At 67.5% G+C, this 19,561-nt stretch carries 18 protein-coding genes and 1 tRNA gene; 15 read left to right on the top strand and 4 right to left on the bottom strand.

The annotated features are described in order from the left end of the window. Nucleotides 1-15 precede the first annotated feature (15 nt). Nucleotides 16-999, bottom strand: coding sequence for a quinone oxidoreductase family protein (locus tag ACSQ3Y_RS22835; RefSeq protein ID WP_436178981.1), 984 nt, complete (start codon nt 997-999; stop codon nt 16-18). 131 nt (nt 1,000-1,130) lie between these two features. On the opposite strand from ACSQ3Y_RS22835, the gene ACSQ3Y_RS22830 reads away from it, so the two are divergent. The 8 genes from ACSQ3Y_RS22830 to ACSQ3Y_RS22795 are packed head-to-tail and all read left to right on the top strand — an operon-like array spanning nt 1,131 to nt 9,436. Beyond that, nucleotides 1,131-2,174: an ABC transporter substrate-binding protein gene (locus ACSQ3Y_RS22830; RefSeq protein WP_436178980.1), complete on the top strand. Its 1,044-nt coding sequence runs from the start codon at nt 1,131-1,133 to the stop codon at nt 2,172-2,174. Nucleotides 2,175-2,178: 4 nt separating this feature from the next. Beyond that, nucleotides 2,179-3,888: an ABC transporter permease gene (locus ACSQ3Y_RS22825; RefSeq protein ID WP_436178979.1), complete on the top strand. Its 1,710-nt coding sequence runs from the start codon at nt 2,179-2,181 to the stop codon at nt 3,886-3,888. A 21-nt stretch (nt 3,889-3,909) separates the two neighbouring features. After that, nucleotides 3,910-4,971, top strand: coding sequence for an ABC transporter ATP-binding protein (locus tag ACSQ3Y_RS22820; protein ID WP_436178978.1), 1,062 nt, complete (start codon nt 3,910-3,912; stop codon nt 4,969-4,971). A gap of 23 nt (nt 4,972-4,994) precedes the next feature. Then, nucleotides 4,995-6,191: a CaiB/BaiF CoA transferase family protein gene (locus ACSQ3Y_RS22815; protein ID WP_436178977.1), complete on the top strand. Its 1,197-nt coding sequence runs from the start codon at nt 4,995-4,997 to the stop codon at nt 6,189-6,191. Beyond that, entirely contained in the window at nt 6,188-6,994 is an 807-nt protein-coding gene (locus tag ACSQ3Y_RS22810; protein ID WP_436178976.1) for an enoyl-CoA hydratase, read from the top strand. The genes ACSQ3Y_RS22815 and ACSQ3Y_RS22810 overlap by 4 nt, the downstream gene beginning before the upstream one ends. Before the next feature lie 8 nt (nt 6,995-7,002). Continuing rightward, nucleotides 7,003-7,752: an enoyl-CoA hydratase/isomerase family protein gene (locus ACSQ3Y_RS22805; protein WP_428000119.1), complete on the top strand. Its 750-nt coding sequence runs from the start codon at nt 7,003-7,005 to the stop codon at nt 7,750-7,752. Nucleotides 7,753-7,780: 28 nt separating this feature from the next. Then, nucleotides 7,781-8,740 (top strand): Bug family tripartite tricarboxylate transporter substrate binding protein, encoded by a 960-nt coding sequence (locus tag ACSQ3Y_RS22800; protein WP_436178975.1) that lies wholly within the window; start codon nt 7,781-7,783, stop codon nt 8,738-8,740. Between the two features lie 3 nt (nt 8,741-8,743). Then, nucleotides 8,744-9,436: a glutathione S-transferase C-terminal domain-containing protein gene (locus ACSQ3Y_RS22795; protein ID WP_436178974.1), complete on the top strand. Its 693-nt coding sequence runs from the start codon at nt 8,744-8,746 to the stop codon at nt 9,434-9,436. A gap of 10 nt (nt 9,437-9,446) precedes the next feature. Here ACSQ3Y_RS22795 and ACSQ3Y_RS22790 read toward each other — a convergent pair whose 3' ends face one another. Then, nucleotides 9,447-10,244 carry a 2-keto-4-pentenoate hydratase gene (locus tag ACSQ3Y_RS22790; RefSeq protein WP_436178973.1) on the bottom strand — a complete coding sequence of 266 codons (798 nt, stop codon included), beginning with the start codon at nt 10,242-10,244 and terminating at the stop codon, nt 9,447-9,449. A gap of 128 nt (nt 10,245-10,372) precedes the next feature. Between ACSQ3Y_RS22790 and ACSQ3Y_RS22785 the strand changes: the two genes are divergently transcribed. The 7 genes from ACSQ3Y_RS22785 to ACSQ3Y_RS22755 all read left to right on the top strand — a co-directional run bounded on the left by ACSQ3Y_RS22785 (nt 10,373) and on the right by ACSQ3Y_RS22755 (nt 17,390). Then, on the top strand, nt 10,373-12,403 hold the full coding sequence (locus tag ACSQ3Y_RS22785) for a Cache 3/Cache 2 fusion domain-containing protein (RefSeq protein WP_436178972.1): 2,031 nt from the start codon (nt 10,373-10,375) through the stop codon (nt 12,401-12,403). A 126-nt stretch (nt 12,404-12,529) separates the two neighbouring features. After that, nucleotides 12,530-13,111 carry a DJ-1/PfpI family protein gene (locus ACSQ3Y_RS22780; RefSeq protein WP_057203785.1) on the top strand — a complete coding sequence of 194 codons (582 nt, stop codon included), beginning with the start codon at nt 12,530-12,532 and terminating at the stop codon, nt 13,109-13,111. A 63-nt stretch (nt 13,112-13,174) separates the two neighbouring features. Continuing rightward, nucleotides 13,175-13,540 carry a ribbon-helix-helix domain-containing protein gene (locus ACSQ3Y_RS22775; protein WP_057203784.1) on the top strand — a complete coding sequence of 122 codons (366 nt, stop codon included), beginning with the start codon at nt 13,175-13,177 and terminating at the stop codon, nt 13,538-13,540. Nucleotides 13,541-13,573: 33 nt separating this feature from the next. Then, nucleotides 13,574-13,647: transfer RNA gene (locus ACSQ3Y_RS22770), tRNA-Gly, on the top strand. Between the two features lie 291 nt (nt 13,648-13,938). Continuing rightward, nucleotides 13,939-14,832, top strand: a complete 894-nt coding sequence (locus ACSQ3Y_RS22765) for a sulfurtransferase (RefSeq protein ID WP_200961150.1) — start codon at nt 13,939-13,941, stop codon at nt 14,830-14,832. Between the two features lie 74 nt (nt 14,833-14,906). Beyond that, nucleotides 14,907-16,130 (top strand): YeeE/YedE family protein, encoded by a 1,224-nt coding sequence (locus ACSQ3Y_RS22760; RefSeq protein WP_436178971.1) that lies wholly within the window; start codon nt 14,907-14,909, stop codon nt 16,128-16,130. Between the two features lie 105 nt (nt 16,131-16,235). Continuing rightward, a complete protein-coding gene (locus ACSQ3Y_RS22755) occupies nt 16,236-17,390 on the top strand; it encodes an ROK family protein (RefSeq protein WP_436178970.1) in 1,155 nt (384 codons plus the stop codon). A 15-nt stretch (nt 17,391-17,405) separates the two neighbouring features. Here ACSQ3Y_RS22755 and ACSQ3Y_RS22750 read toward each other — a convergent pair whose 3' ends face one another. Beyond that, complete coding sequence (locus tag ACSQ3Y_RS22750) at nt 17,406-17,762, bottom strand: hypothetical protein (RefSeq protein ID WP_436178969.1); 357 nt, start codon at nt 17,760-17,762, stop codon at nt 17,406-17,408. 283 nt (nt 17,763-18,045) lie between these two features. Further along, entirely contained in the window at nt 18,046-19,524 is a 1,479-nt protein-coding gene (locus ACSQ3Y_RS22745) for an NAD-dependent succinate-semialdehyde dehydrogenase (RefSeq protein WP_428000154.1), read from the bottom strand. Between the last annotated feature and the right edge of the window lie 37 nt (nt 19,525-19,561).

Below are 19,561 nucleotides of genomic sequence, written 5' to 3'. Positions count from 1 at the left end.
GAAGGGTCCAGTGCGTCAGGGGATGAGGACGGGGGCGCCGGTGGTGGCGCGGCTTTCGAGGTCGCGGTGTGCGCGCTGCACCTCGGCCAGCGGGTAGCGCTGGCCTATTCCCAGCCGCACATGGCCGTCGCGCACGGCATCGAAGAAGGCCTGGGCCGACGCGCGCAGCTCGGCCGGGTCGGCCACGAAGCTGCGCAGGGTGGGGCGGCACACGCTGAGTGACTTCGCATGCAGGATCTGCAGGTCGAAGGCTTCCACGTCGCCCGATGCCGTGCCGTAGTTGACCGCCAGCCCGCGCGGGCGCAGGCACTGCAGCGAGGGCAGAAAGACGTCCTTGCCCACCGCGTCGTACACCACGCCCACTCCCACACCGCCGGTGAGCTCCAGGGTGCGGGCCACGAAGTCCTCGCGGCGGTAGTCGATCACGTGGTGGCAGCCATGCGCCAGCGCCACCTCGGCCTTGGCGGCCGAACCCACGGTGCCGATCACCGTGGCCCCCAGTGCGCGGGCCCATTGCGACAGGATGAGCCCCATGCCGCCTGCGGCTGCATGCACCAGCACCGCGTCGCCGGGGTGCACCACGTGCAGGCGGCGCAGCAGGTACTCGGCCGTGAGTCCGCGCAGCAGGTTGGCGCCCGCGATGTCTCCTGGTATCCAGTCCGGCAGCACCACCACCCGGTGCGCTGGCACGTTGCGCGTGACCTGGTAGGCGCCCGGATGCAGGTAGGCCACTGCCTGGCCTGGCGCGAAGGCCGTGACTCCCGAGCCCACTGCCTCTACCACGCCTGCCCCTTGCGCACCGGGGGTGACGGGGAAGGGCGTGGCCGAGTGCGGGCCGTGGCCGCCGCGCCGCTGGTAGATGTCCGCGAAATTGAGGCCGATGGCCGTCTGGCGGATCTGGACTTCGCCTGCGGCGGGGGGAGGAACGTCGATCTGCACAGGTTCTAGCACGTTGGCTTCCCCGTGGCGATGGATGTGGATGGAAAGGCTTTTTGTCATGGCAGCACCATTAGAACCTTCGGCATGCTATAAAAAAATACATACAAACCATTAGTGTATTTTTATAAACATCATGTGCATACTTAAAAAAGGCCGACACCGATCGGTCACCAACGATCAGGAGACAACCCATGTTCTTGCGCAGACGAGAGTTCGGTGTGATGGCGGCCAGCGCACTGGCCTTTCCCGCGATAGTCCGGGCACAGGCCCCCGCCCTGGCAGCCCTGCACGATGCTGCCCGCAAGGAGGGCGAGCTCACTTGGTATACGGTGCCCCAGACCTCCGAGGTGGCTGAGAAGATGGGCCGCACCTTCACGGCGCGCTACCCGGGCATCAAGGTCAACGTGGTACGCACCACGGCGCAGGTGGCCTACCAGCGCCTGAACCAGGACCTCAAGGCCGGCACGCCCAACTGCGACGTGTTCACCTCCACGGACCTAGCGCACTACGTGGACCTCAAGGGCCGCAACCTGCTGCTCAAGTTTCTGCCGGCCGCCGTGGCCCGGCAGGACAAGCGCGTGCAGAACATGGACCCGGACGGCTACTTCCACGCATCGAGCTGCTTCATGATGGGCCTGGTCTACAACACCCAGAAGGTCTCGGCCGCCGCGGCCCCCAAAAGCTGGGCCGACCTGCTCGACCCGAAATGGAGCGGCGCTGCCCTGGTGGCGCACCCCGCCTACAGCGGCGCGGCCGGCGCCTGGTGCATCGAGATGCGCAAGCTCTACGGCGACGACTTCTTCAAGAAGCTGGCCGCCAACAAGGCGCACGTCAGCCGCTCGACCATCGACGCGGTGACGGCGGTGATCTCCGGCGAGTCCTCCGTTTCCGCCGGGCCCATGAGCCTGGCCGCCCGCTCCGCAGCCAAGGGCAACCCGGTGGCCACGCTGGCGCCCAAGGAAGGGCCGGTGCTGATCCTCTCGCCCACGGGCATCCTGGCCAACACGCGCCGGCCCCATGCGTCCAGGCTGTTCATGGAGTGGATGCTGGGCAGCGAAGACACCGAACGCATCTCGGTCGAGGAGTTCAGCGTGCCGCTGCGCGCCAACGCCAAGCCCGCGCCCGGTGTGATCGGCCTGGGCGACGCCAATCCGCTGCTGGCGCCCACGCCGCCGCAGATGGTCGCGCAGATCCCCAAGGTGATCGATGCCTGGCGGGAGGCCTTCGGTGTCTGACGCCATGGTCCTCCATCCACCCGCCATGCGCCGTGCCGCCGGCCGCCTGGGCGATCCCTCGGTCTGGCTGTTCGGTGCCCTCATCGTGGTGCTGGTCCTGCTGGTGGCCAACCCCATCCTGCGCCTGGTGTGGGACAGCTTCCACACTGCAGACGGTCAGTGGTCGCTGCAGAGCTACGTGCAGGCACTGGGCCGCGGCCGCCATCTGCAGGCACTGCTCAACTCGCTGTACCTTGGGGTGGCCGTCACGGCCATCGCGCTGGCCCTGGGCGTGCCGTTGGCGCTCGCCGTCTCGCGCACCAACATGCCGGGCCGCGGCTTCACGCACCTGAGCGTGCTGGCGGCGTTCGTCATGCCCAACTTCCTCGGCGCCATCGCCTGGATCCTGCTGGCCGGGCCGAACGCCGGCTGGCTCAACCGCCTGGTCGTCGAGCTCACCGGGCTGCAGAAGGGGCCGTTCAACATCTTCAGCTTCTGGGGCCTGGCCTTCGTCATCGCGCTCTATACCTACCCGCTGATCTACGTGTTCACCAAGTCGGCCCTCGACCTGGTGTCCACCGAGCTGGAGGATGCCGCGAGCATCCACGGGGCCGGCAAGTTCCAGACCATGGCGCGCGTCACCTTGCCCCTGGTGCTGCCGTCCATCATCGGCGCGGCCATCCTGATCTTTCTGGAGGCGATTGCCCTGTACGGCACGCCCGCGCTGATCGCCATCCCCGCGCGCATCAACCTGGCCACCACGCAGATCGTCTCCTTCTTCCAGTACCCGCTGCAGGTGGAGCAGGCAGCGGCGTTCTCCATGCCCATCCTGCTGCTCACCATCGTCATGCTCATGCTGCAGCGCAGGCTGCTGGCGCGGCGCGGCTATGTGTCGGTGTCGGGCAAGGGCGGCGAGCGGCGGCCTTTCGACATCGGTGGGTGGAGGTGGCTGCTGCTGGCGTACTCGGGCCTGGTGGCGCTGCTCTCGGTGGTGATGCCGCTGGCCATTCTCGTCCTGGCGTCGGTGTCCAAGGCCTGGGGCAAAGGCCTGGCGCTCGACAACCTTACCTGGGACAACTTCTACGGCATCTTCTTCGAGCAGCTCACGGTGCGCTCGGCCATCGTCAACACGGTGCTGTACTCGGGCGCCACGGCACTGGTGTGCGTGGGCATGGGCATCTGCATCGCCTATGCCACGCAGCGGCGCATCACGCCGTTCCCGGTGTTCGTGCAGTTCCTGGCGCTGGCCCCCGTGGCCGTGCCGGGGCTCATCCTGGCCATCGGTCTCTATGCCGCGTATGCCGGCCCGCCGTTCTCGCTGTACGGCATGGGCGTGCTGATCGTGATCGCCTTCACCACGCGCTTTTTGCCCATCGCGGTGGCGGCCAGCTCGGCGGGGGTGCGCGCCCTCAACCCCGAGCTGGAAGAGGCCGTGCGCATCCTGGGCGGCAGCCGCATTACCGTGCTCACGCGGGTGGTGGCGCCGCTGCTCAAGAAGACGCTGCTGGGTGCATTCGTGCTCGTGTTCGTGATCTGCACCAAGGAGCTGTCCACGGCGGTTTTCCTCACCGGGCCGGGCTCGCGCGTGGTCTCGGTGCTCACGCTGGACCTGAGCGAGCAGGGCAACTACGAGACGCTGGCCGCCATGGGCGTGGTGCTGGTGGTGATCGTCACCGTGGTCGTGGCCATCGGCATGAAGCTCGCGGGGCGCGACTTCATGCTGCGCCGGGGTTGATGAACTGAGGAATCAAAAAATATGTCCAAACTCGAACTCAAAGACCTGCGCAAGAACTACGGCAGCGCGTCCGTGGTGGATGGCGTCTCGCTGCAACTGCGGCGCGGCGAACTCGTCACCTTGCTCGGCCCCTCGGGCTGTGGCAAGACCACCACCTTGCGCATGATCGCCGGCTTCATCGAACCGAGCGCCGGCGCCATCCTGGTGGACGGGCGCGAGATATCGTCGCCCACCCGCTCGGTGGCGCCCGAGCACCGCGGCATGTCCATGATCTTCCAGAGCTATGCCATCTGGCCCAACATGACCGTGGCCGAGAACGTCGGCTTCGGCCTGCAGGTGCGCAAGACACCTGCTGCCGAGACCGCGCAGCGCGTCAAGGAGATGCTCGACGTGGTAAAGCTCGGCCCCTACGCGCAGCGCTACCCGGCCGAACTGTCGGGCGGCCAGCAGCAGCGCGTGGCCCTGGCCCGCGCCATGATCGTGCGGCCCGAGGTGCTGCTGCTCGACGAGCCGCTGTCCAACCTCGATGCCAACCTGCGCGAAGAGATGGCCGCCGAGATCCGCCGCCTGCACGACGAGTTCCGCTTCACCACGGTCTACGTCACGCACGACCAGACCGAGGCCATGGCCATCTCCGACCGCATCGCCGTGCTGCACCAGGGCCGCCTGGAGCAGATCGACACGCCCTGGAACCTCTACAACCGCCCGCAGACGCCCTTCGTCGCGGGCTTCATCGGCAAGACCAACCTGGTGCAGGGGGCGGTGCAGGGCGGGCACATGCGGCTCGACGGCCTGCCCGATGGCATTCCCCTGCAGGCCGGACAGGATGGCGACCGCGCCAGCCTGCAGGCCTCCATCCGCCCGCAGTCGTTGTACCTGGGCGCCGGGCCCGATGGCGCCGTGCCGCTGGGTGCCGTGTCGGTCGTGGGCCGCACCTACCTGGGCGAGTACTGGCACTACCTGGTGCAGCCCAGCGCGGGCGGCGCGCCGCTCAAGGTCCACGCAGCGCCGTCCCTGGTGCTGGAGATCGGGCAGCAGTCGATGGTGTACGTGGACCCCCACGCCGTGGCGGCGGTGCAGTGATGTCTTCGAGAAACGAATTGCCCATGCAAGCCAACCCTGCCAATACCACCTTGCCACTGTCGGGCTACCGCGTGCTCGACCTCACCATCGCGCGCGCCGGCCCCGTGGCCGTGCGCCTGCTGGCCGACTGGGGCGCCGACGTGGTGCGCATCGACCCGCCCGACCGCAAGCCCACGCTGGGGCCGCGCCGCGGCTCCGACGAGCAGAACCTGCACCGCAACAAGCGCAGCCTGAGCGTCAACCTCAAGACCGCCGAGGGCATGCGCGTTTTGCGCCAACTGGTGGAGCGCAGCGACGTGGTGGTGGAGAACTTCCGCTCCTCGGTCAAGCAGCGCCTGGGCCTGACCTACGAGGCCCTCTGCGCCGTGAACCCGCGCATCATCCTGGCCAGCATCTCGGGCTTTGGGCAGACCGGCCCGTATGCCGAGCGGCCGGGGCTCGACCAGATCGTGCAGGGCATGAGCGGGCTGAGCTCCGTCACCGGCGAGCCCGGGCGCGGCCCGTACCGCACGGGCATCGCCATCTCGGACACCACGGCCGGCATGTTCCTGGGCCAGGGCATCCTGCTGGCGCTGCTGCACCGCGAGCGCACGGGCCAGGGCCAGTGGGTACACACCTCGCTGCTCGAAGCCATGCTCAACAAGCTCGACTTCCAGGGTGCGCGCTACACGGTGGACGGCAAGGTGCCGCGCCAGGAGGGCAATTCGCACCCCACGCTGGTGCCCATGGGCACCTTCGAGGCGCGCGACGGGCAGGTCAACATCTGCGGGCCCGGCGCCGCCATGTGGGGCAAGCTGTGCGACTTCCTGCAGGCACCGCACCTGGCGCAGGACGAGCGCTACAAGGACCAGCCCTCGCGCCTGGCCCACCGGCGCGAGCTGGAAGAGGCCATCAGCGCGATCACCCGCCAGTTCGGCGTGGCCGACTTGGTGGAGCGCCTGAACCAGGCCGGCGTGCCCTGCGGGCCGGTGTATGACATCGGCCAGGCCTTCGAGGATGTGCAGGCAAAGCACCTGCGCATGACACGCCCGGCGCCGCATGCCGAGATGGGCGCACTGCAGCTGCTGCGCTCGCCCATCAACCTGTCGGCCTGCGCGCATGCCGAGGCCTTCCACCGCGCCGCACCCGATGCCGGCGAGCACACCGACGACGTGCTGCGCGAGCTGGGCTACACCGATGAGTCGATCAAAGCTCTGCGCAGCGAAGGGGCCGTAGCATGAGCACGATGGACCTGGGGACCGCGCGCATCCTGGCCGAGGTGCAGGATGGCGTGGGCTGGATCACCTTCAACCACCCCGAGCGGCGCAACGCCATGTCGCTGGACATGTGGCAGGGCCTGGGCATCGCGGCCGAGGCCTTCGAGCGCGACCCGGCCGTGCGTGCCGTGGTCATGAAGGGCGCAGGCGGCAAGGCCTTTGTCTCGGGCGCCGACATCTCGGAATTCGAGCAGCACCGGGCCGACGCGCAGCAGAAGCAGACCTACGACGCCATCGCCGCACGCGGCCATGCCGGGCTGGCTGCGCTGAGCAAGCCTCTGATTGCGATGATCGAAGGCTACTGCGTGGGTGGCGGGCTGGCGATCGCGCTCGCGGCGGACGTGCGCTTTGCTGCTTCATCCTCGCGCTTTGCCATCCCCGCCGCCCGGCTGGGCCTGGGCTATGACTACCGGGGCGTGGCCGCGCTGGCGCGCCTGGTGGGGCCGTCCACCGCCAAGGACATCCTCTTCAGCGCACGCTTTCTGGAGGCCGACGAGGCGCTGCGCGTGGGCCTCGTCAACTTCGTGGTGGATGCCGAACTGCTTGGCGAGCGCGTGGCCGCCTATGCCGCACAGATCGCCGCCAATGCGCCTCTGACCGTGCATGCGGCCAAACAGGCGCTGCAGGCTTTCGAGCACTATTCCGACGCAGCCGAAGGCGCCGATGCGGTGGCCGCCCTGGTGCTGCGCTGCTTTGACAGTGAAGACTACCGGGAGGGACGCCGCGCCTTCCTGGCCAAGCGCACCCCCCAATTCCATGGCCGATGAAATTACCCATGAACGCACTTCCCGAACTCACCACCGACGGTGCCATAGCCACCATCACCCTGCGCCGGCCCGAGCAGGCCAACCGGCTCACCGCCGATGACCTGGAGCACCTGGCCGCACTGATCGATGAGGTCAACCAGCGCCCCGACATCCTGGTGCTGCAGCTGCGCAGCACCGGCAAGTACTTCTGCAGCGGCTACGACATCGGCAGCATCGGTGCCCCGCGCAAGATCGATTTCGCGGGCATGGTCGATGCGCTGGAGATGGCACGGCCCGTGACCATCGCCGTGCTGCACGGAGGCGTCTACGGCGGGGCCACCGACCTGGCACTGGCCTGCGATTTCCGCGTAGGGGCCGAGGGCATCGACATGTTCATGCCGGCCGCGCGCCTGGGCCTGCACTACTACCGCTCGGGCATGGAGCGCTACGTGAGCCGGCTGGGGCTGGACCATGCCAAGCTGCTGTTCCTCACCGCGCGCAAGATCGGCGCGGCGCAGATGCTGCGCATCGGCTACCTCACGCAACTGGTGGAGGCGGCGCAGCTGGAGGAGGAGGTGGCCGGCCTGGCGCGCGACTGCGCCAGCATGGCGCCGCTGGCCCTGGTGGGCATGAAGCGCCACCTGAACCGCATGGCCCGGGGCACGCTGGACGTGGACGAGTTCAACGCCGATACCCTGCGCGCCTACCAGTCGGCGGACCTGCGCGAGGGCCAGGCGGCCTGGGCGCAAAAGCGCCCACCCCAATTCACCGGCCAGTGATGAACCGCCGGCACAGGAGACCACCGCCATGAAACTGCACTGCATCGCATCTGCCCTGCTGCTCGGCCTGGCGGCCCCGGCCATGGCCAGCGACTACCCTGCCAAGCCCATCCGCCTCATCGTGGGTTATTCGCCCTCGGGCGCGGGCGACGGCATCGCGCGCATCGTCGCCGAGGCCATGGGCAAGGAGCTCGGGCAGGGCATCGTCGTGGACAACAAGCCCGGGGCGGGCAGCACGCTGGCCTCCACGCTGCTCTCGCGGGCCCCTGCGGACGGCTACACCATCGGCCTGGCCACGGGCACGCTCTACGGCATCGACCAGCATCTGTACAACGTGCGCTACACCCCGGCAGACTTCACGCCCATCAACCGCCTCACCGTCTCGCCCCTGGTGCTGGCGGTCAGCCCCAAGGGCGGCATCACCCAGCTCAAGGACCTGATCGCAACGGCCAAGGCGCGGCCGGGCCAACTCAACTATTCCTCTTCGGGTATCGGTGGCTCGCCGCACCTGGCGGCGCTGACCTTCGAGAAGGCCATTGACGCCACCATGGTGCACATCCCCTTCAAGGGCGGCGCGCCCGCGCTGCAGGCCGTGGCCACGGGCGAGGTGGACCTGTCGTTCGGCACGGCAGCCTCGGTGCTGCCACTGGGCCGCCAGGGCGTGGTGAAGATGCTGGGCGTGACCACACAGCAGCCATCGGCGGTGGCGCCCGGAGTGCCCACCCTCGATTCGCAGGGGCTGCCCGGTTTCGAGTTCTCGTTCTGGTTCGGGCTGTTCGGCCCGGCGAAGCTGCCCCCTGATGTGCAGGCCCGGCTGGTCGCCGCATCCAGCAAGGTGCTGGCCGACCCGCAGGTGCAGGAGAAGCTGCTGTCCACCGGCAACGAGGCCGCGCCGTTTGCCACGCCGGCCGCATTCAATGCCTGGGCGGCGGATGCCGGCAAGGCGCAACTCGAGCGCGTGAAGAACGCCAACGTGAAGGTGGAGTGATCGATGATCGACGTCTATTCCTGGGCCACGCCCAACGGCCACAAGGTCCACATCCTGCTGGAGGAGTGTGGCCTGCCATACCGTGCCCACCCCGTGAACATCGGCGCGGGCGCACAGTTCCGCCCCGAGTTTTTGACCATCAGCCCCAACAACAAGATCCCCGCGATCCGCGACCCCGAAGGGCCGGACGGCCATGCCATCACGCTGTTCGAGTCAGGGGCTATCCTGCTGTACCTCGCAGGCAAGACCGGGCGCTTCCTGCCACCCGACGACCGGGGCCGCTACGAGGTGCTGCAGTGGCTCATGTTCCAGATGGGCGGCGTGGGCCCCATGCTCGGGCAGAACCACCATTTCAGGCTCTATGCGCCCGAGAAGATCCCCTATGCCATCGACCGCTACACCAACGAAGCGAAGCGGCTCTACGGCGTGATCGAGCGGCGGCTGGCCGCCAGCCCCTGGCTCGGAGGCGAGGATTATTCGATTGCCGACATCGCCATATGGCCCTGGCTGCGCAACTGGGAAAAGCAGGGCATCACCCTGTCGGACCACCCGCACCTCGAACGCTGGTTCACTGCCGTGGGCAGCCGCCCCGCAGTGCAGCGCGGCATCGCCGTGCTGGCCGATCTGCGCAAGCCCGCACACGATGCGCAATCGCGCGAGGTGCTGTTCGGGGCGCAGCAGTACGCGAAGCGCTGACCGGTCGTGCTCAGGTAAAAGTCACCGACAGCCGAGATAGCGGCGCGTCGAAATCCGCGCTCCAGCGTTGGCCTGCCTGCACCGGCCAGGCATTGGTCCAGGTGCCGGTGGTGACCACGTCGCCTGGCATCAGATCGGGCGCGCCGGGGCAGGCGCGCAGTTCCTTCAGGAAGTAGTGCAGGGCACTCAACGGGCCTTCCAACACATTGGCGCCCTTACCCTGTTCCACCAACTCCCCGTCGCGCAGCAGCGTTACCCGTGCGGCGGCCAGGTGCTGGTCCAGTTCGGCCGCCGAGCTGGCGAACTCGCGCACCGGGCGCTGCGGGCCCACCAGCAGCCGCGCATGCAGGGCGCTGTCGGCCACGGTCTGCGCGGCATTGAACTTCCAGTCCGGCTGGTGCGACTGCACGATCTCGAAGCCCGGTGCCACCCAGTCGATGGCATCGAACAGATCGTCCAGGGACGCGTCCGGTGCGGGTGTGGCCCTGAGCCCGAGCACTGCCTCGGGTTCGATGCGCGGCTGGGCGCAGTGGTCCAGCGACACGCTGCCGTCCCCACCGCAAAAAGCCAGAGTAGTCGACCACACCGTGCCCCAGATCGGGCCGAACACGTTGTAGTGCGCCCAGATGTTGCGGTTGGTGAAACCGATCTTGTAGCCGCGAGGAACTTCGCCGCGGGCCTGGCGCAGGGCGCGCACGGCGAGCGCCGTCTGGTAGGCGCCCGGCACGTCGCCGTTGGCGGATGCCGCGCCGCTGGCGGGCCAGAGTGCACCACTGTCGTAGTGGGCGAGAAGCGTCTCGGGGGTCATAGGTGTTGTTCCACGGTCTTGCGGCTGCCCATTTTGGGCCAGGCACTGGCGGTATGGGCTTCAAAGATTTACATTGACTTGGATCAAGATTCGATTGACAGATTCAATCAACCACGCGAGGCGCTCCTATGAAATCCTTTGCCGCCCGGTCCATCGCATTCAAGCTGTCCTTCGTGGCCCTGGCCAGCCTGCTGGTCGTCTTGCTGACCACCATGGCACTGGTCAGCAGCATGGTGTGGAGCAGTTTTGGCGCCGCATCGCGCGGTGATGCGCGGCAATATGCATCCCAGGTCAGCACCCTGGTGAAGACCATGGACGAATCGGCGCAGCAACTGGCACTGCGCGACTTCGGCTTGCTCAAGGCCAATTTCCCGGGGGCCTTCAGCCTGGCCGAGCAGCCAGGTGCGGATGGCAAGCCCGAAGCCGTGCTGAGCTTTCAGGGCGTCCCGGTCAATGGCGATTTTGAGGTGGTGGACCGGTTTTCCGCAGATGCCAAGGGCGCAGTTGCCACCATCTTTGCGCGCACCGGTGACGATTTCATCCGTGTCACGACCTCGCTCAAGAAGCAGGACGGCGAGCGCGCCTTTAAGACCCTGCTGGACCGCAAGCACCCGGCCTATGCCCTCATGGCCGAAGGCAAACCTTACATCGGCCGCGCCAACCTGTTCGGCCGCGACTACATGACCGTGTACGAGCCGATTCGCGAGGGCAACCGCACCATCGGCATCCTGTTCATCGGCTCCGACATCGCGCCCATCCTCAGCAGCCTGAGCGAGTTGATGGCCAGCCGCAAGCTGTTCGACACGGGGGCCGTTTACGCGGTTGATGTTTCTTCGGGGCCGGCGCGGGGTCGCATCGCCGGCCTGGGGGGCTCTGGCCCCGCACTGGTCGTTGACGAGAAGGTCGACGAGGGCAAAGCCTGGTTGGCGGCGCTCACCAGCTCGGAGCGGGCCAGCGATTTCGAGGCCACCTGGTCGCCGCGCCCCTCCGGCGAAGCCACTGCGCGCCGCTTTGTCGCCGTGGAGCGTTACAAGCCCTGGAACTGGGCCATCGTGGCTGAAGCGCCGGTTGCTGAGCTCATGGGCGAGGCACGCAGCGCATTGACCTGGCTGTGGCTGGGCGTACTGGTGGCGCTGGTGCTGCTGGCCGTGGTGCTGGTGCTGGCCACGCGGCGCCTGGTGGGCGCACCGGTGCAGCAACTGAGCACCGCGCTGGGCTACCTCGCGCAGGGCGACCTGACGCATGGCGTCAGCATCCAGTCGCGTGACGAGATCGGCACCTTGGCGCAGGCCATGGAAGGTTTTCGCGTGCGCTTGCTGGAGAGCCTGGGCACGGTGCGCGCCAGCGCCGAGAGCGTATCGGCCGCGAGCTCCCAGATCGCCCATGGCAACCAGGACCTGTCGGCCCGCACCGAGAGCCAGGCCAGCTCGCTGGAGCAGACCTCGGCCAGCATGGAGGAACTGGGCGCCACCATCCGCCACAACGCGGACGGTGCCGCCCAGGCCAACCAGTTGGCCGTGCGGGCCAGCCAGGTCGCTACCGACGGTGGCAAGGTGGTGGCCCAGGTGGTCAGCACCATGCACGGCATCAACACCAGCAGCCAGAAGATCGCCGACATCATCGGCGTGATCGACGGTATTGCCTTCCAGACCAACATCCTGGCGCTCAATGCCGCCGTGGAAGCGGCGCGTGCCGGCGAGCAGGGCCGCGGCTTTGCCGTGGTGGCCGCCGAAGTGCGCAACCTGGCACAGCGCACGGCGGCCGAAGCCAAGGCCATCAAGGAGCTGATTGTCGCCAGCAGCACCATGGTGCAGCAGGGCTCGGTACTGGCCGACCAGGCGGGCGCCACCATGCAGGAGGTGGTGCAGTCCATCGGGCGCGTGGCCAGCATGGTGGCCGAGATCAGCGCCGCCAGCGGCGAGCAGACCGCCGGCGTCGGCCAGGTGGGAGAAGCCGTTACCCAGCTCGACCAGGCCACCCAGCAGAACGCGGCCCTGGTCGAGGAGATGGCGGCCGCCGCGAGCAGCCTGCGCAGCCAGGCCGAGCAGATGGTCGGGGCCGTGGCGCAGTTCAACCTGGGCAGCAGCGGCACGCATGCGGGCACGCCAGCACCGGCATTGCGTGCCAAGCCCCAGGCGCGCCTGGGTGCAACGCGTTAGCGGGCGGCCACCGGCTGCGGTGGCAGCAGCCATGTCGCATGCCAGGTATGTAGTAGCCGGCTAACACCCACCGCCGGCGCCGCAGTCCAACAATGAACTCCCCATACCCCTGAGGAGACAAAAGACATGGCTGCGAAGAAGATACTCATGCTGTGCGGCGACTACTGCGAGGACTACGAGACCATGGTGCCGTTCCAGGCCCTGCTGGCCGTGGGCCACACCGTGCACGCCGTGTGCCCCGACAAGAAGGCCGGCGATCACATCAAGACGGCGATCCACGACTTCGAAGGCGCGCAGACCTACAGCGAGAAGCCGGGCCACAACTTCACACTGAACGCCACGTTTGAAGGCCTGGACGTGGCCAGCTACGACGCCCTGGTGATCCCCGGCGGGCGCGGCCCTGAGTACCTGCGCACCTACCCGGCGGTGATCGCTGCCGTGAAGCACTTCTTCGACACCAACAAGCCCGTGGCAGCGGTGTGCCACGGCGCCCAGTTGCTGGCCGGCGCTGGGGTGCTCAAGGGCCGCACCTGCTCCGCCTACCCGGCCTGCAGGGCCGAGGTCGAGATCGCAGGCGGCACCTATGCCGAGATCGCCATCGACGCCGCCGTGACCGAGGGTAACCTGGTGTCCGCCCCGGCATGGCCGGCGCATCCGGCCTGGATTGCGCAGTTCCTGGCGCTGATGGGCACGCGCATCAGCCTGTAGGCACCATTTGACGCCGCAGGGGCGGTCTTCCATGATGGGGGCCGTTCTGAAAGGCGAAATCCCATGTGCCAGGTATTCATCAGCGCCGACCCCGCCCTGTACGAAAGCCGCGCCCGCTCTGTGCGCCTGCACGGGGTGGCCACCAGCATCAAGCTGGAAAACCTGTTCTGGCAGGTGCTCGAGGAGATCGCCCAGCGCGACGGCATGGGCGTGCCCCAATTGTGCGCCCGGCTGTACGACGAACTGGTCGCGGAGCGCGGCGAGGTGGACAATTTTGCCTCGTTCCTGCGCGTCAGCTGTGGCCGCTACCTGGCCTTGCAGCTGTCGGGCGGCATACCGCAGGACGCCTCCATTTCCATCCGCAGCCTGAATGCCCGTCAGGTGCTTGCCACCGAAGGGCGCAGCCGCGTGCTGGCCAGGGCTGCCTGACGGGCCCGGCAACCCCCTATAATCCGGCGCACTGCGGGTGTAGCTCAATGGCAGAGCTGTTGCTTCCCAAGCAACTGACGAGGGTTCGATTCCCTTCACCCGCTCCATCCCCCTGCGCCATCGCGCAACGCTGTTCCAGCTTCTCCCCCCGTCTTTTGTGCCTGTTGATGCCCTGGTGTGGGGCAGCCGTGCCGTTTTTCGCATAACGAAGCACGTTTTGCTTTGTTCCCTGGATGGCACGGCTCCTCTAAATTCTGTCCATCGGTTGCCGCAATGGTTGCAGCACCGGCCACCCGACGACAAGGATGACCCGCATGAGCCAGCCGCAGCACACGACGACGATCCACCCCACCCAGCCCCTGGGCCGGCGCCTGTGCGCATGGGTGCTGGGCGCCGGCATGGCACTGGGCGCATCGGTGGCCTTTGCTGCCACGCCCATCCCGGCGGGCCCGCTGGTCAGTACCGAGTGGCTGGCGCAGAACCTCGACAACACCCAGGTGCGCGTTGTCGAGGTCAGCGTGAACCCGGGCCTCTACGAGCGCAGCCACGTGCCCGGCGCCGTCAACTTCTCCTGGCACCAGGACCTGAACGACAAGGTGCGCCGCGACATCGTCAGCAAGGAAGCCTTTGAAGCGCTGCTGTCCAAGGCCGGCGTGGCGCCCGACACCACGGTGGTGCTCTACGGCGACACCAACAACTGGTTTGCCGCCTGGGGCGCCTGGGTGTTCGACATCTACGGCGTGAAGAACGTCAAGCTGCTCGACGGCGGCCGCAAGAAGTGGGAGGCCGAGAACCAGCCGCTGAACAACCGCGTGCCCGAGTTCGCGGCCACCAGCTACAAGGTCACGCAGGTCAACACGCAGCTGCGCGCGCGCCTTACCGACACCCTGGCCGCGGCCGAGGGCAAGAGCAACGCCAAGCTGGTGGACATCCGCTCGGCCGATGAATACACCGGCAAGATCTTTGCGCCGGCGGGCGTGCCCGAGCTGAGCATCCGCGCCGGCCACATCCCCGGCGCCGCCAACGTGCCCTGGGGCCAGGCGGTCAAGGAAGACGGCACCTTCAAGTCGGCCAACGACCTGAAGAAGCTCTATGCCAACGTGGGCATCGACGGCAGCAAGCCGGTCATCACCTACTGCCGTATCGGCGAGCGCTCCAGCCACACCTGGTTCGCGCTGTCCAAGATCCTGGGCTACAGCGTGAAGAACTACGACGGCTCATGGACCGAATACGGCAACGCCGTGGGCGTGCCCATCAACAACCCGGCCGGCACGGTCTGGGCAGCCAAATAAGGCGTACCGAGTTTTTTGGTAGGGGTCTCTTTACAGCCCGCTTCGGCGGGCTTTTTTTCGTTCCGGTGCCACACATGACGACGACAACCACAAGCAATCACCCAATCAAGTTCCTGTCTCCCATCGCCGCCGTGGCCCTGCTGACCGCGCTGGCCCTGTCCACCCGCTGGGTCGAGGGCCTGGCCGGCGGGCGCACGCTGGTCTTTGCCCTGGTGACTGGCGCCGTGCTGGGCCTGGTGCTGCAGCGCTCGCGCTTTTGCTTTTACTGCCATGCGCGCGACTGGTTCGAGGACGGTAACCCGCGCGGCCTGCTGGCCATCGTGCTGGCGTTGGCCGTAGGCCTGGTGGGCACCACCGTGGTGCTGGGCGGCTGGTTGCCGGTGCCGCAGCCGGGCAAGCTGCCGCCGGACATGCACATCGGCCCCGTGAGCTGGGTGCTGGTGGCCGCCGGCCTGTCGTTCGGTGCCGGCATGGTGGTCTCGGGCTCGTGCATCAGCGCGCACTGGTACCGGCTGGCGGAGGGCTCGGCGGTCTCGCCGTTTGCGCTGCTCGGTTCGGCGCTGGGTTTCATCCTCGGGTTCAAGACCTGGAACGGCCTGTACAGCCTGAGCGTGGCCGATGCGCCCGTCGTGTGGCTGCCTGCGCACCTGGGCTATGGCGGGGCGCTGCTCGCGCAACTGGCGGTGCTGGCCGCTGTGGCGGCCTGGCTGTGGCGCGGCTTTGCGCGCGAGCAGGTGCCAGAGGACGTGCGCGCGGTGGGCGTCCCTGGCCTGCGCGCCGTGTGGCTGAGGCTGTGGGCCGGGCGCTGGAGCTACTGGGTGGGCGGCCTGGCCGTGGGGCTCATCGGCGCGCTGGCCATCGTGCGCATGCGCCCGCTGGGCGTGACGGCCACGCTGGGCAGCGCGGCGCGCCAGTGGGCGCAAGGGCAGGGCCTGATACCGGACCGGCTCGACGGGCTCGATGGCTTTGCCGGTTGCGCCACGCTGCCCCAGTCCACCTGGCTCACGCCCAATGCGCTGCTGCTCGCGGGGCTGTTGGCCGGCGCCTTCATCGCCGCGCTGGCCAGCCGCCAGTTCGCACCACGCTGGCCCACCTGGCGCGATGCTGCGCGGGGCCTCTCGGGCGGCGTGCTGCTGGGCTGGGGCGCGATGACGGGGCTGGGCTGCACCATCGGTACTCTGCTCTCGGGCGGCATGGCCGGGGGGCTGTCCGCTTGGGTGTTCGCCGCATCGCTGTTCTTCGCCGTGTGGGCCGGGCTGCGTGCCAAGGCCTTGCTTGGCAAGACCTCAAAGACCTGATCGGCCTGGGGCCATCTCAAGGCATTGGCTGACGCCGCCGCGCCGCAGCATGGGGCACGATGCCCCTTCAGCCCCGTGTGCGGGCCCCATTGCATGAGGGAATGAATGGCTTCCAAGGACAAAGACAAGGACACGAAGGCCAAGAAAGCCACGCCTGACAAGCCCAGTGCGGCGCAGGAGGAAAAGGACGCCAAGGCCCAGCGCGAGCTGGGCATCGTCGGCCCGCATGGCGACATGCGCCTGGCCTCGGTGGTCATCGAGGGCTACAGCCTGGAGCTGCGCGATGGCGATGGCTTCGTGGGCGACGTGGCCAGCCGCACGGCGTTTCGCCACATGCTCGACGCCTGGCGCAAGCTCTTCACCTCCATGGCAGGCAAGGACCCGATGGGGGACAAGCCCACGCGCGAACTCAGCAAGCACCAGATCGATGCCATGCTGGAGAAGGACGGAGCGGCTGCGCAAGCCATCGAAGCGGCATCGGAAGACTATGCGCTGCAGTTGGCACACGTGGTGCAGCGCTTTCTCAAGCACAAGACCTGGAAAGGCGTGGAGCGCATCATCATCGGTGGGGGCTTTCACCAGAGCGAGGTCGGCGGCATGTCCATCGCGCGTGCCGGCAAGATCCTCAAGGCCGAGAAGGTGCCCGTGGAGCTGCGCACATTGCATCACCATTCGGACGAGGGCGGGCTGATCGGCTGGGTGCACCTGGCGCCACCGGCCCTGCTGCAGAGCTACGACGCCATCCTGGCGGTGGACATCGGCGGCACCAACGTGCGCTGCGGCATCGTGCAGACCCACCTGCACCGCGCCCCCGACATGTCACAGGCCGAGGTGGTGCGCCGCGAGAAATGGGCCCATGCCGACGACGAGCCCAAGCGCGACGAGCTGGTCGAGGGCATCGCAACCATCCTCGAAGACCTCATCGCCTATGCCGAGAAGAAAGAGATCCGCCTGGCCCCCTACATCGGCGTGGCCTGCCCGGGGCTGATCGTGGAAGACGGTTCGCTGGCCGGCGGCACGCAGAACCTGCCGGGCAACTGGGAGAGCACGCGCTTTCACCTGCCGCGCGACCTGTGCGAGCGGCTGCCGCACATCGGCGATGGCCGCACCCAGGTGTGTCTGCACAACGATGCGGTGGTGCAGGGCCTGTCGGAGATGCCCTTCACCAACGACGTGGAGCGCTGGGCCATCCTCACCGTGGGCACGGGGCTGGGCAATGCCAGCTTTACCAACCGGCGCGATGCGCCGGGACAGGGTTGAGTCTGCGTTGCAGGCTCAACGCTGGTAGCAGCGGCTGGCGTTCTTCACCATCTTGCAGTTGAAGAGAATGCCCTCGGTAGCGCCTCCGTAGCCGCGCATGTATTCAGCGAGCTGGTTGTCGTCGTACCGGGTGTGGTGGGGCTGGCCCGTGGGCTTGTCCAGGCTGTCGGACCAGATCTTCACGCGGCAGCTGCCCTTGTTCTGGTCCTGGCAGAACTTGTAGGCTGCCCGCTCCAGGTACTGCGTGTCCTGGGCCTTGTCGGTGGGCACCATGGCGTAGTGCATGTTGCCATGCGACTCGAAGACGTCGAGCGTTTGCGCATGCGCTACGGCAGTCGCTGCACTCAGCAGCGCAAGGATCAAGGCTTTCATGGTGGTGGCTTCCCTCTGGGTACGTGCAGCCGGTGGGCGATCCTGAAGTGGACGCCTCTTGGTGGTGGAATGCAGTGCAGCCCCGGATGGGGCTGCCTGTGTTGCCGAATGCACGCCGGCGATTGTGCCCCAGCCCGAGCGCCTCCTGGGGCATCGGCGCCGGCTGGGCTTAGAGCGGATAACAAAACTCAGCGAAGCGGTTCTGGCTAGGCGCTGCGCCGCAGGCAGTACGTTGGTACGACAAGGCGCAGCAACGACGCCAGAAGAGTTTTGTTAGCCGCTCTTACTTCTGGATGTCGCCCAGGCAGAGGTACTTGATCTCCACATAGTCATCGATGCCGTGGTGCGATCCCTCGCGCCCCAGGCCCGATTGCTTGACGCCGCCAAAGGGCACATGCTCGGTGGCCAGAATGCCCACGTTGATGCCGACCATGCCGTATTCCAGCGCCTCGGCGACGCGGAAGATGCGGCCCACGTCGCGGGTGTAGAAATAGCTCGCCAGGCCGAATTCGGTGGCATTGGCGGCGTCCACGGCCTCCTGCTCGGTCTTGAACTTGAACACCGGGGCGAAGGGGCCGAAGGTTTCCTCGCGCGCGCACAGCATGTCTTGTGTGGCATTGGCAATCACCGTAGGCTCGAAGAACTGGCCCGCCAGGCGCTTGCCGCCGGCCACCACGGTGCCACCTTTGGCCACGGCGTCGTCCACATGGCGCTGCACCTTGACCAGCGCGGCTTCCTCGATCAGCGGGCCCTGGTTCACACCGTCCTCAAAGCCATTGCCCACCTTGGCCGTCTTCACCTTGGCGGCGAACTTGGCGACGAACGCGTCGTACACACCTTCCTGCACGTAAAAGCGGTTGGTACACACGCAGGTCTGGCCGGCGTTGCGGTACTTGCTGGCAAAGGCGCCTTCCACGGCGCTGTCGATGTCGGCGTCGTCGAACACCAGGAAGGGCGCATTGCCACCCAGTTCCAGTGACATCTTCTTCACGGTGGGCGCCGACTGCGCCATCAGGATGCGGCCCACCTCGGTGCTGCCCGTGAAGCTGATGTGGCGCACCACGTCGCTCGCGCACAGCACCTTGCCGATGGCAATGGAGTTGTCGCTGTCGGCCGGCAGGATGTTGAACACGCCTGCGGGGATGCCGGCGCGGATAGCCAGCTCGGCAGCGGCCAGTGCGGTCAGCGGCGTGAGCTCGGCCGGCTTGATGACCACCGGGCAACCGGCGGCCAGCGCAGGCGCCACCTTGCGCGTGATCATGGCCAGCGGGAAGTTCCACGGCGTGATGGCCGCGCACACGCCGATGGGCTGCTTCAGGACCATCAGCCGGCGGCTGTTGTCGAACTGGGGCAGGGTCTCGCCGTTGATGCGCTTGGCCTCTTCGGCAAACCACTCGACGAAGCTGGCGCCATAGGCCACCTCGCCCTTGGCCTCGGCCAGGGGCTTGCCCTGCTCGGCCGTCATGATGCGGCCCAGGTCGTCCTGGTTCGCCATGAGCAGGTCATACCATTTGCGCAGGAGGATGCTGCGCTCCTTGGCGGTCTTGGCCTTCCAGGCGGGCCAGGCGGCATTGGCGGCGGCAATGGCCGCCTCGGCGTCAGCAGGGCCCAGGTTGGCGACGCTCGCGAGTTTCAGGCCGGTGGCCGGGTCGTTCACGTCGAAGCGGCTGTTGCCCGCCACCCACTGGCCGTTGACGAGGCCGTCGGTCTTGAGCAGGCTCGGGTCCTTGAGCAGGGAAAGGGGCGAAGTCTTCATGTCCATGGTGGTGTCTCGTCGGTTTGTAGTGGGGGCGCCAGGG

The organism is Acidovorax sp. LjRoot66 (assembly GCF_964253305.1).
Taxonomy (GTDB): domain Bacteria; phylum Pseudomonadota; class Gammaproteobacteria; order Burkholderiales; family Burkholderiaceae_C; genus Acidovorax.
Note: the sequence above shows the minus strand (reverse complement) of the source record. Positions and strands in the feature narration are given on the sequence as shown.

Coding starts and splice junctions, on each gene's coding strand:
- ACSQ3Y_RS22835 (WP_436178981.1), bottom strand. CDS start 999: ATGACAAAAAGCCTTTCCATCCACATCCATCGCCACGGGGAAGCCAAC.
- ACSQ3Y_RS22765 (WP_200961150.1), top strand. CDS start 13,939: ATGGCACTGGGCGCATCGGTGGCCTTTGCTGCCACGCCCATCCCGGCG.
- ACSQ3Y_RS22745 (WP_428000154.1), bottom strand. CDS start 19,524: ATGGACATGAAGACTTCGCCCCTTTCCCTGCTCAAGGACCCGAGCCTG.
- ACSQ3Y_RS22790 (WP_436178973.1), bottom strand. CDS start 10,244: ATGACCCCCGAGACGCTTCTCGCCCACTACGACAGTGGTGCACTCTGG.
- ACSQ3Y_RS22825 (WP_436178979.1), top strand. CDS start 2,179: ATGGTCCTCCATCCACCCGCCATGCGCCGTGCCGCCGGCCGCCTGGGC.
- ACSQ3Y_RS22810 (WP_436178976.1), top strand. CDS start 6,188: ATGAGCACGATGGACCTGGGGACCGCGCGCATCCTGGCCGAGGTGCAG.
- ACSQ3Y_RS22815 (WP_436178977.1), top strand. CDS start 4,995: ATGCAAGCCAACCCTGCCAATACCACCTTGCCACTGTCGGGCTACCGC.
- ACSQ3Y_RS22750 (WP_436178969.1), bottom strand. CDS start 17,762: ATGAAAGCCTTGATCCTTGCGCTGCTGAGTGCAGCGACTGCCGTAGCG.
- ACSQ3Y_RS22760 (WP_436178971.1), top strand. CDS start 14,907: ATGACGACGACAACCACAAGCAATCACCCAATCAAGTTCCTGTCTCCC.
- ACSQ3Y_RS22805 (WP_428000119.1), top strand. CDS start 7,003: ATGAACGCACTTCCCGAACTCACCACCGACGGTGCCATAGCCACCATC.
- ACSQ3Y_RS22820 (WP_436178978.1), top strand. CDS start 3,910: ATGTCCAAACTCGAACTCAAAGACCTGCGCAAGAACTACGGCAGCGCG.
- ACSQ3Y_RS22830 (WP_436178980.1), top strand. CDS start 1,131: ATGTTCTTGCGCAGACGAGAGTTCGGTGTGATGGCGGCCAGCGCACTG.
- ACSQ3Y_RS22780 (WP_057203785.1), top strand. CDS start 12,530: ATGGCTGCGAAGAAGATACTCATGCTGTGCGGCGACTACTGCGAGGAC.
- ACSQ3Y_RS22755 (WP_436178970.1), top strand. CDS start 16,236: ATGGCTTCCAAGGACAAAGACAAGGACACGAAGGCCAAGAAAGCCACG.
- ACSQ3Y_RS22800 (WP_436178975.1), top strand. CDS start 7,781: ATGAAACTGCACTGCATCGCATCTGCCCTGCTGCTCGGCCTGGCGGCC.
- ACSQ3Y_RS22795 (WP_436178974.1), top strand. CDS start 8,744: ATGATCGACGTCTATTCCTGGGCCACGCCCAACGGCCACAAGGTCCAC.
- ACSQ3Y_RS22775 (WP_057203784.1), top strand. CDS start 13,175: ATGTGCCAGGTATTCATCAGCGCCGACCCCGCCCTGTACGAAAGCCGC.
- ACSQ3Y_RS22785 (WP_436178972.1), top strand. CDS start 10,373: ATGAAATCCTTTGCCGCCCGGTCCATCGCATTCAAGCTGTCCTTCGTG.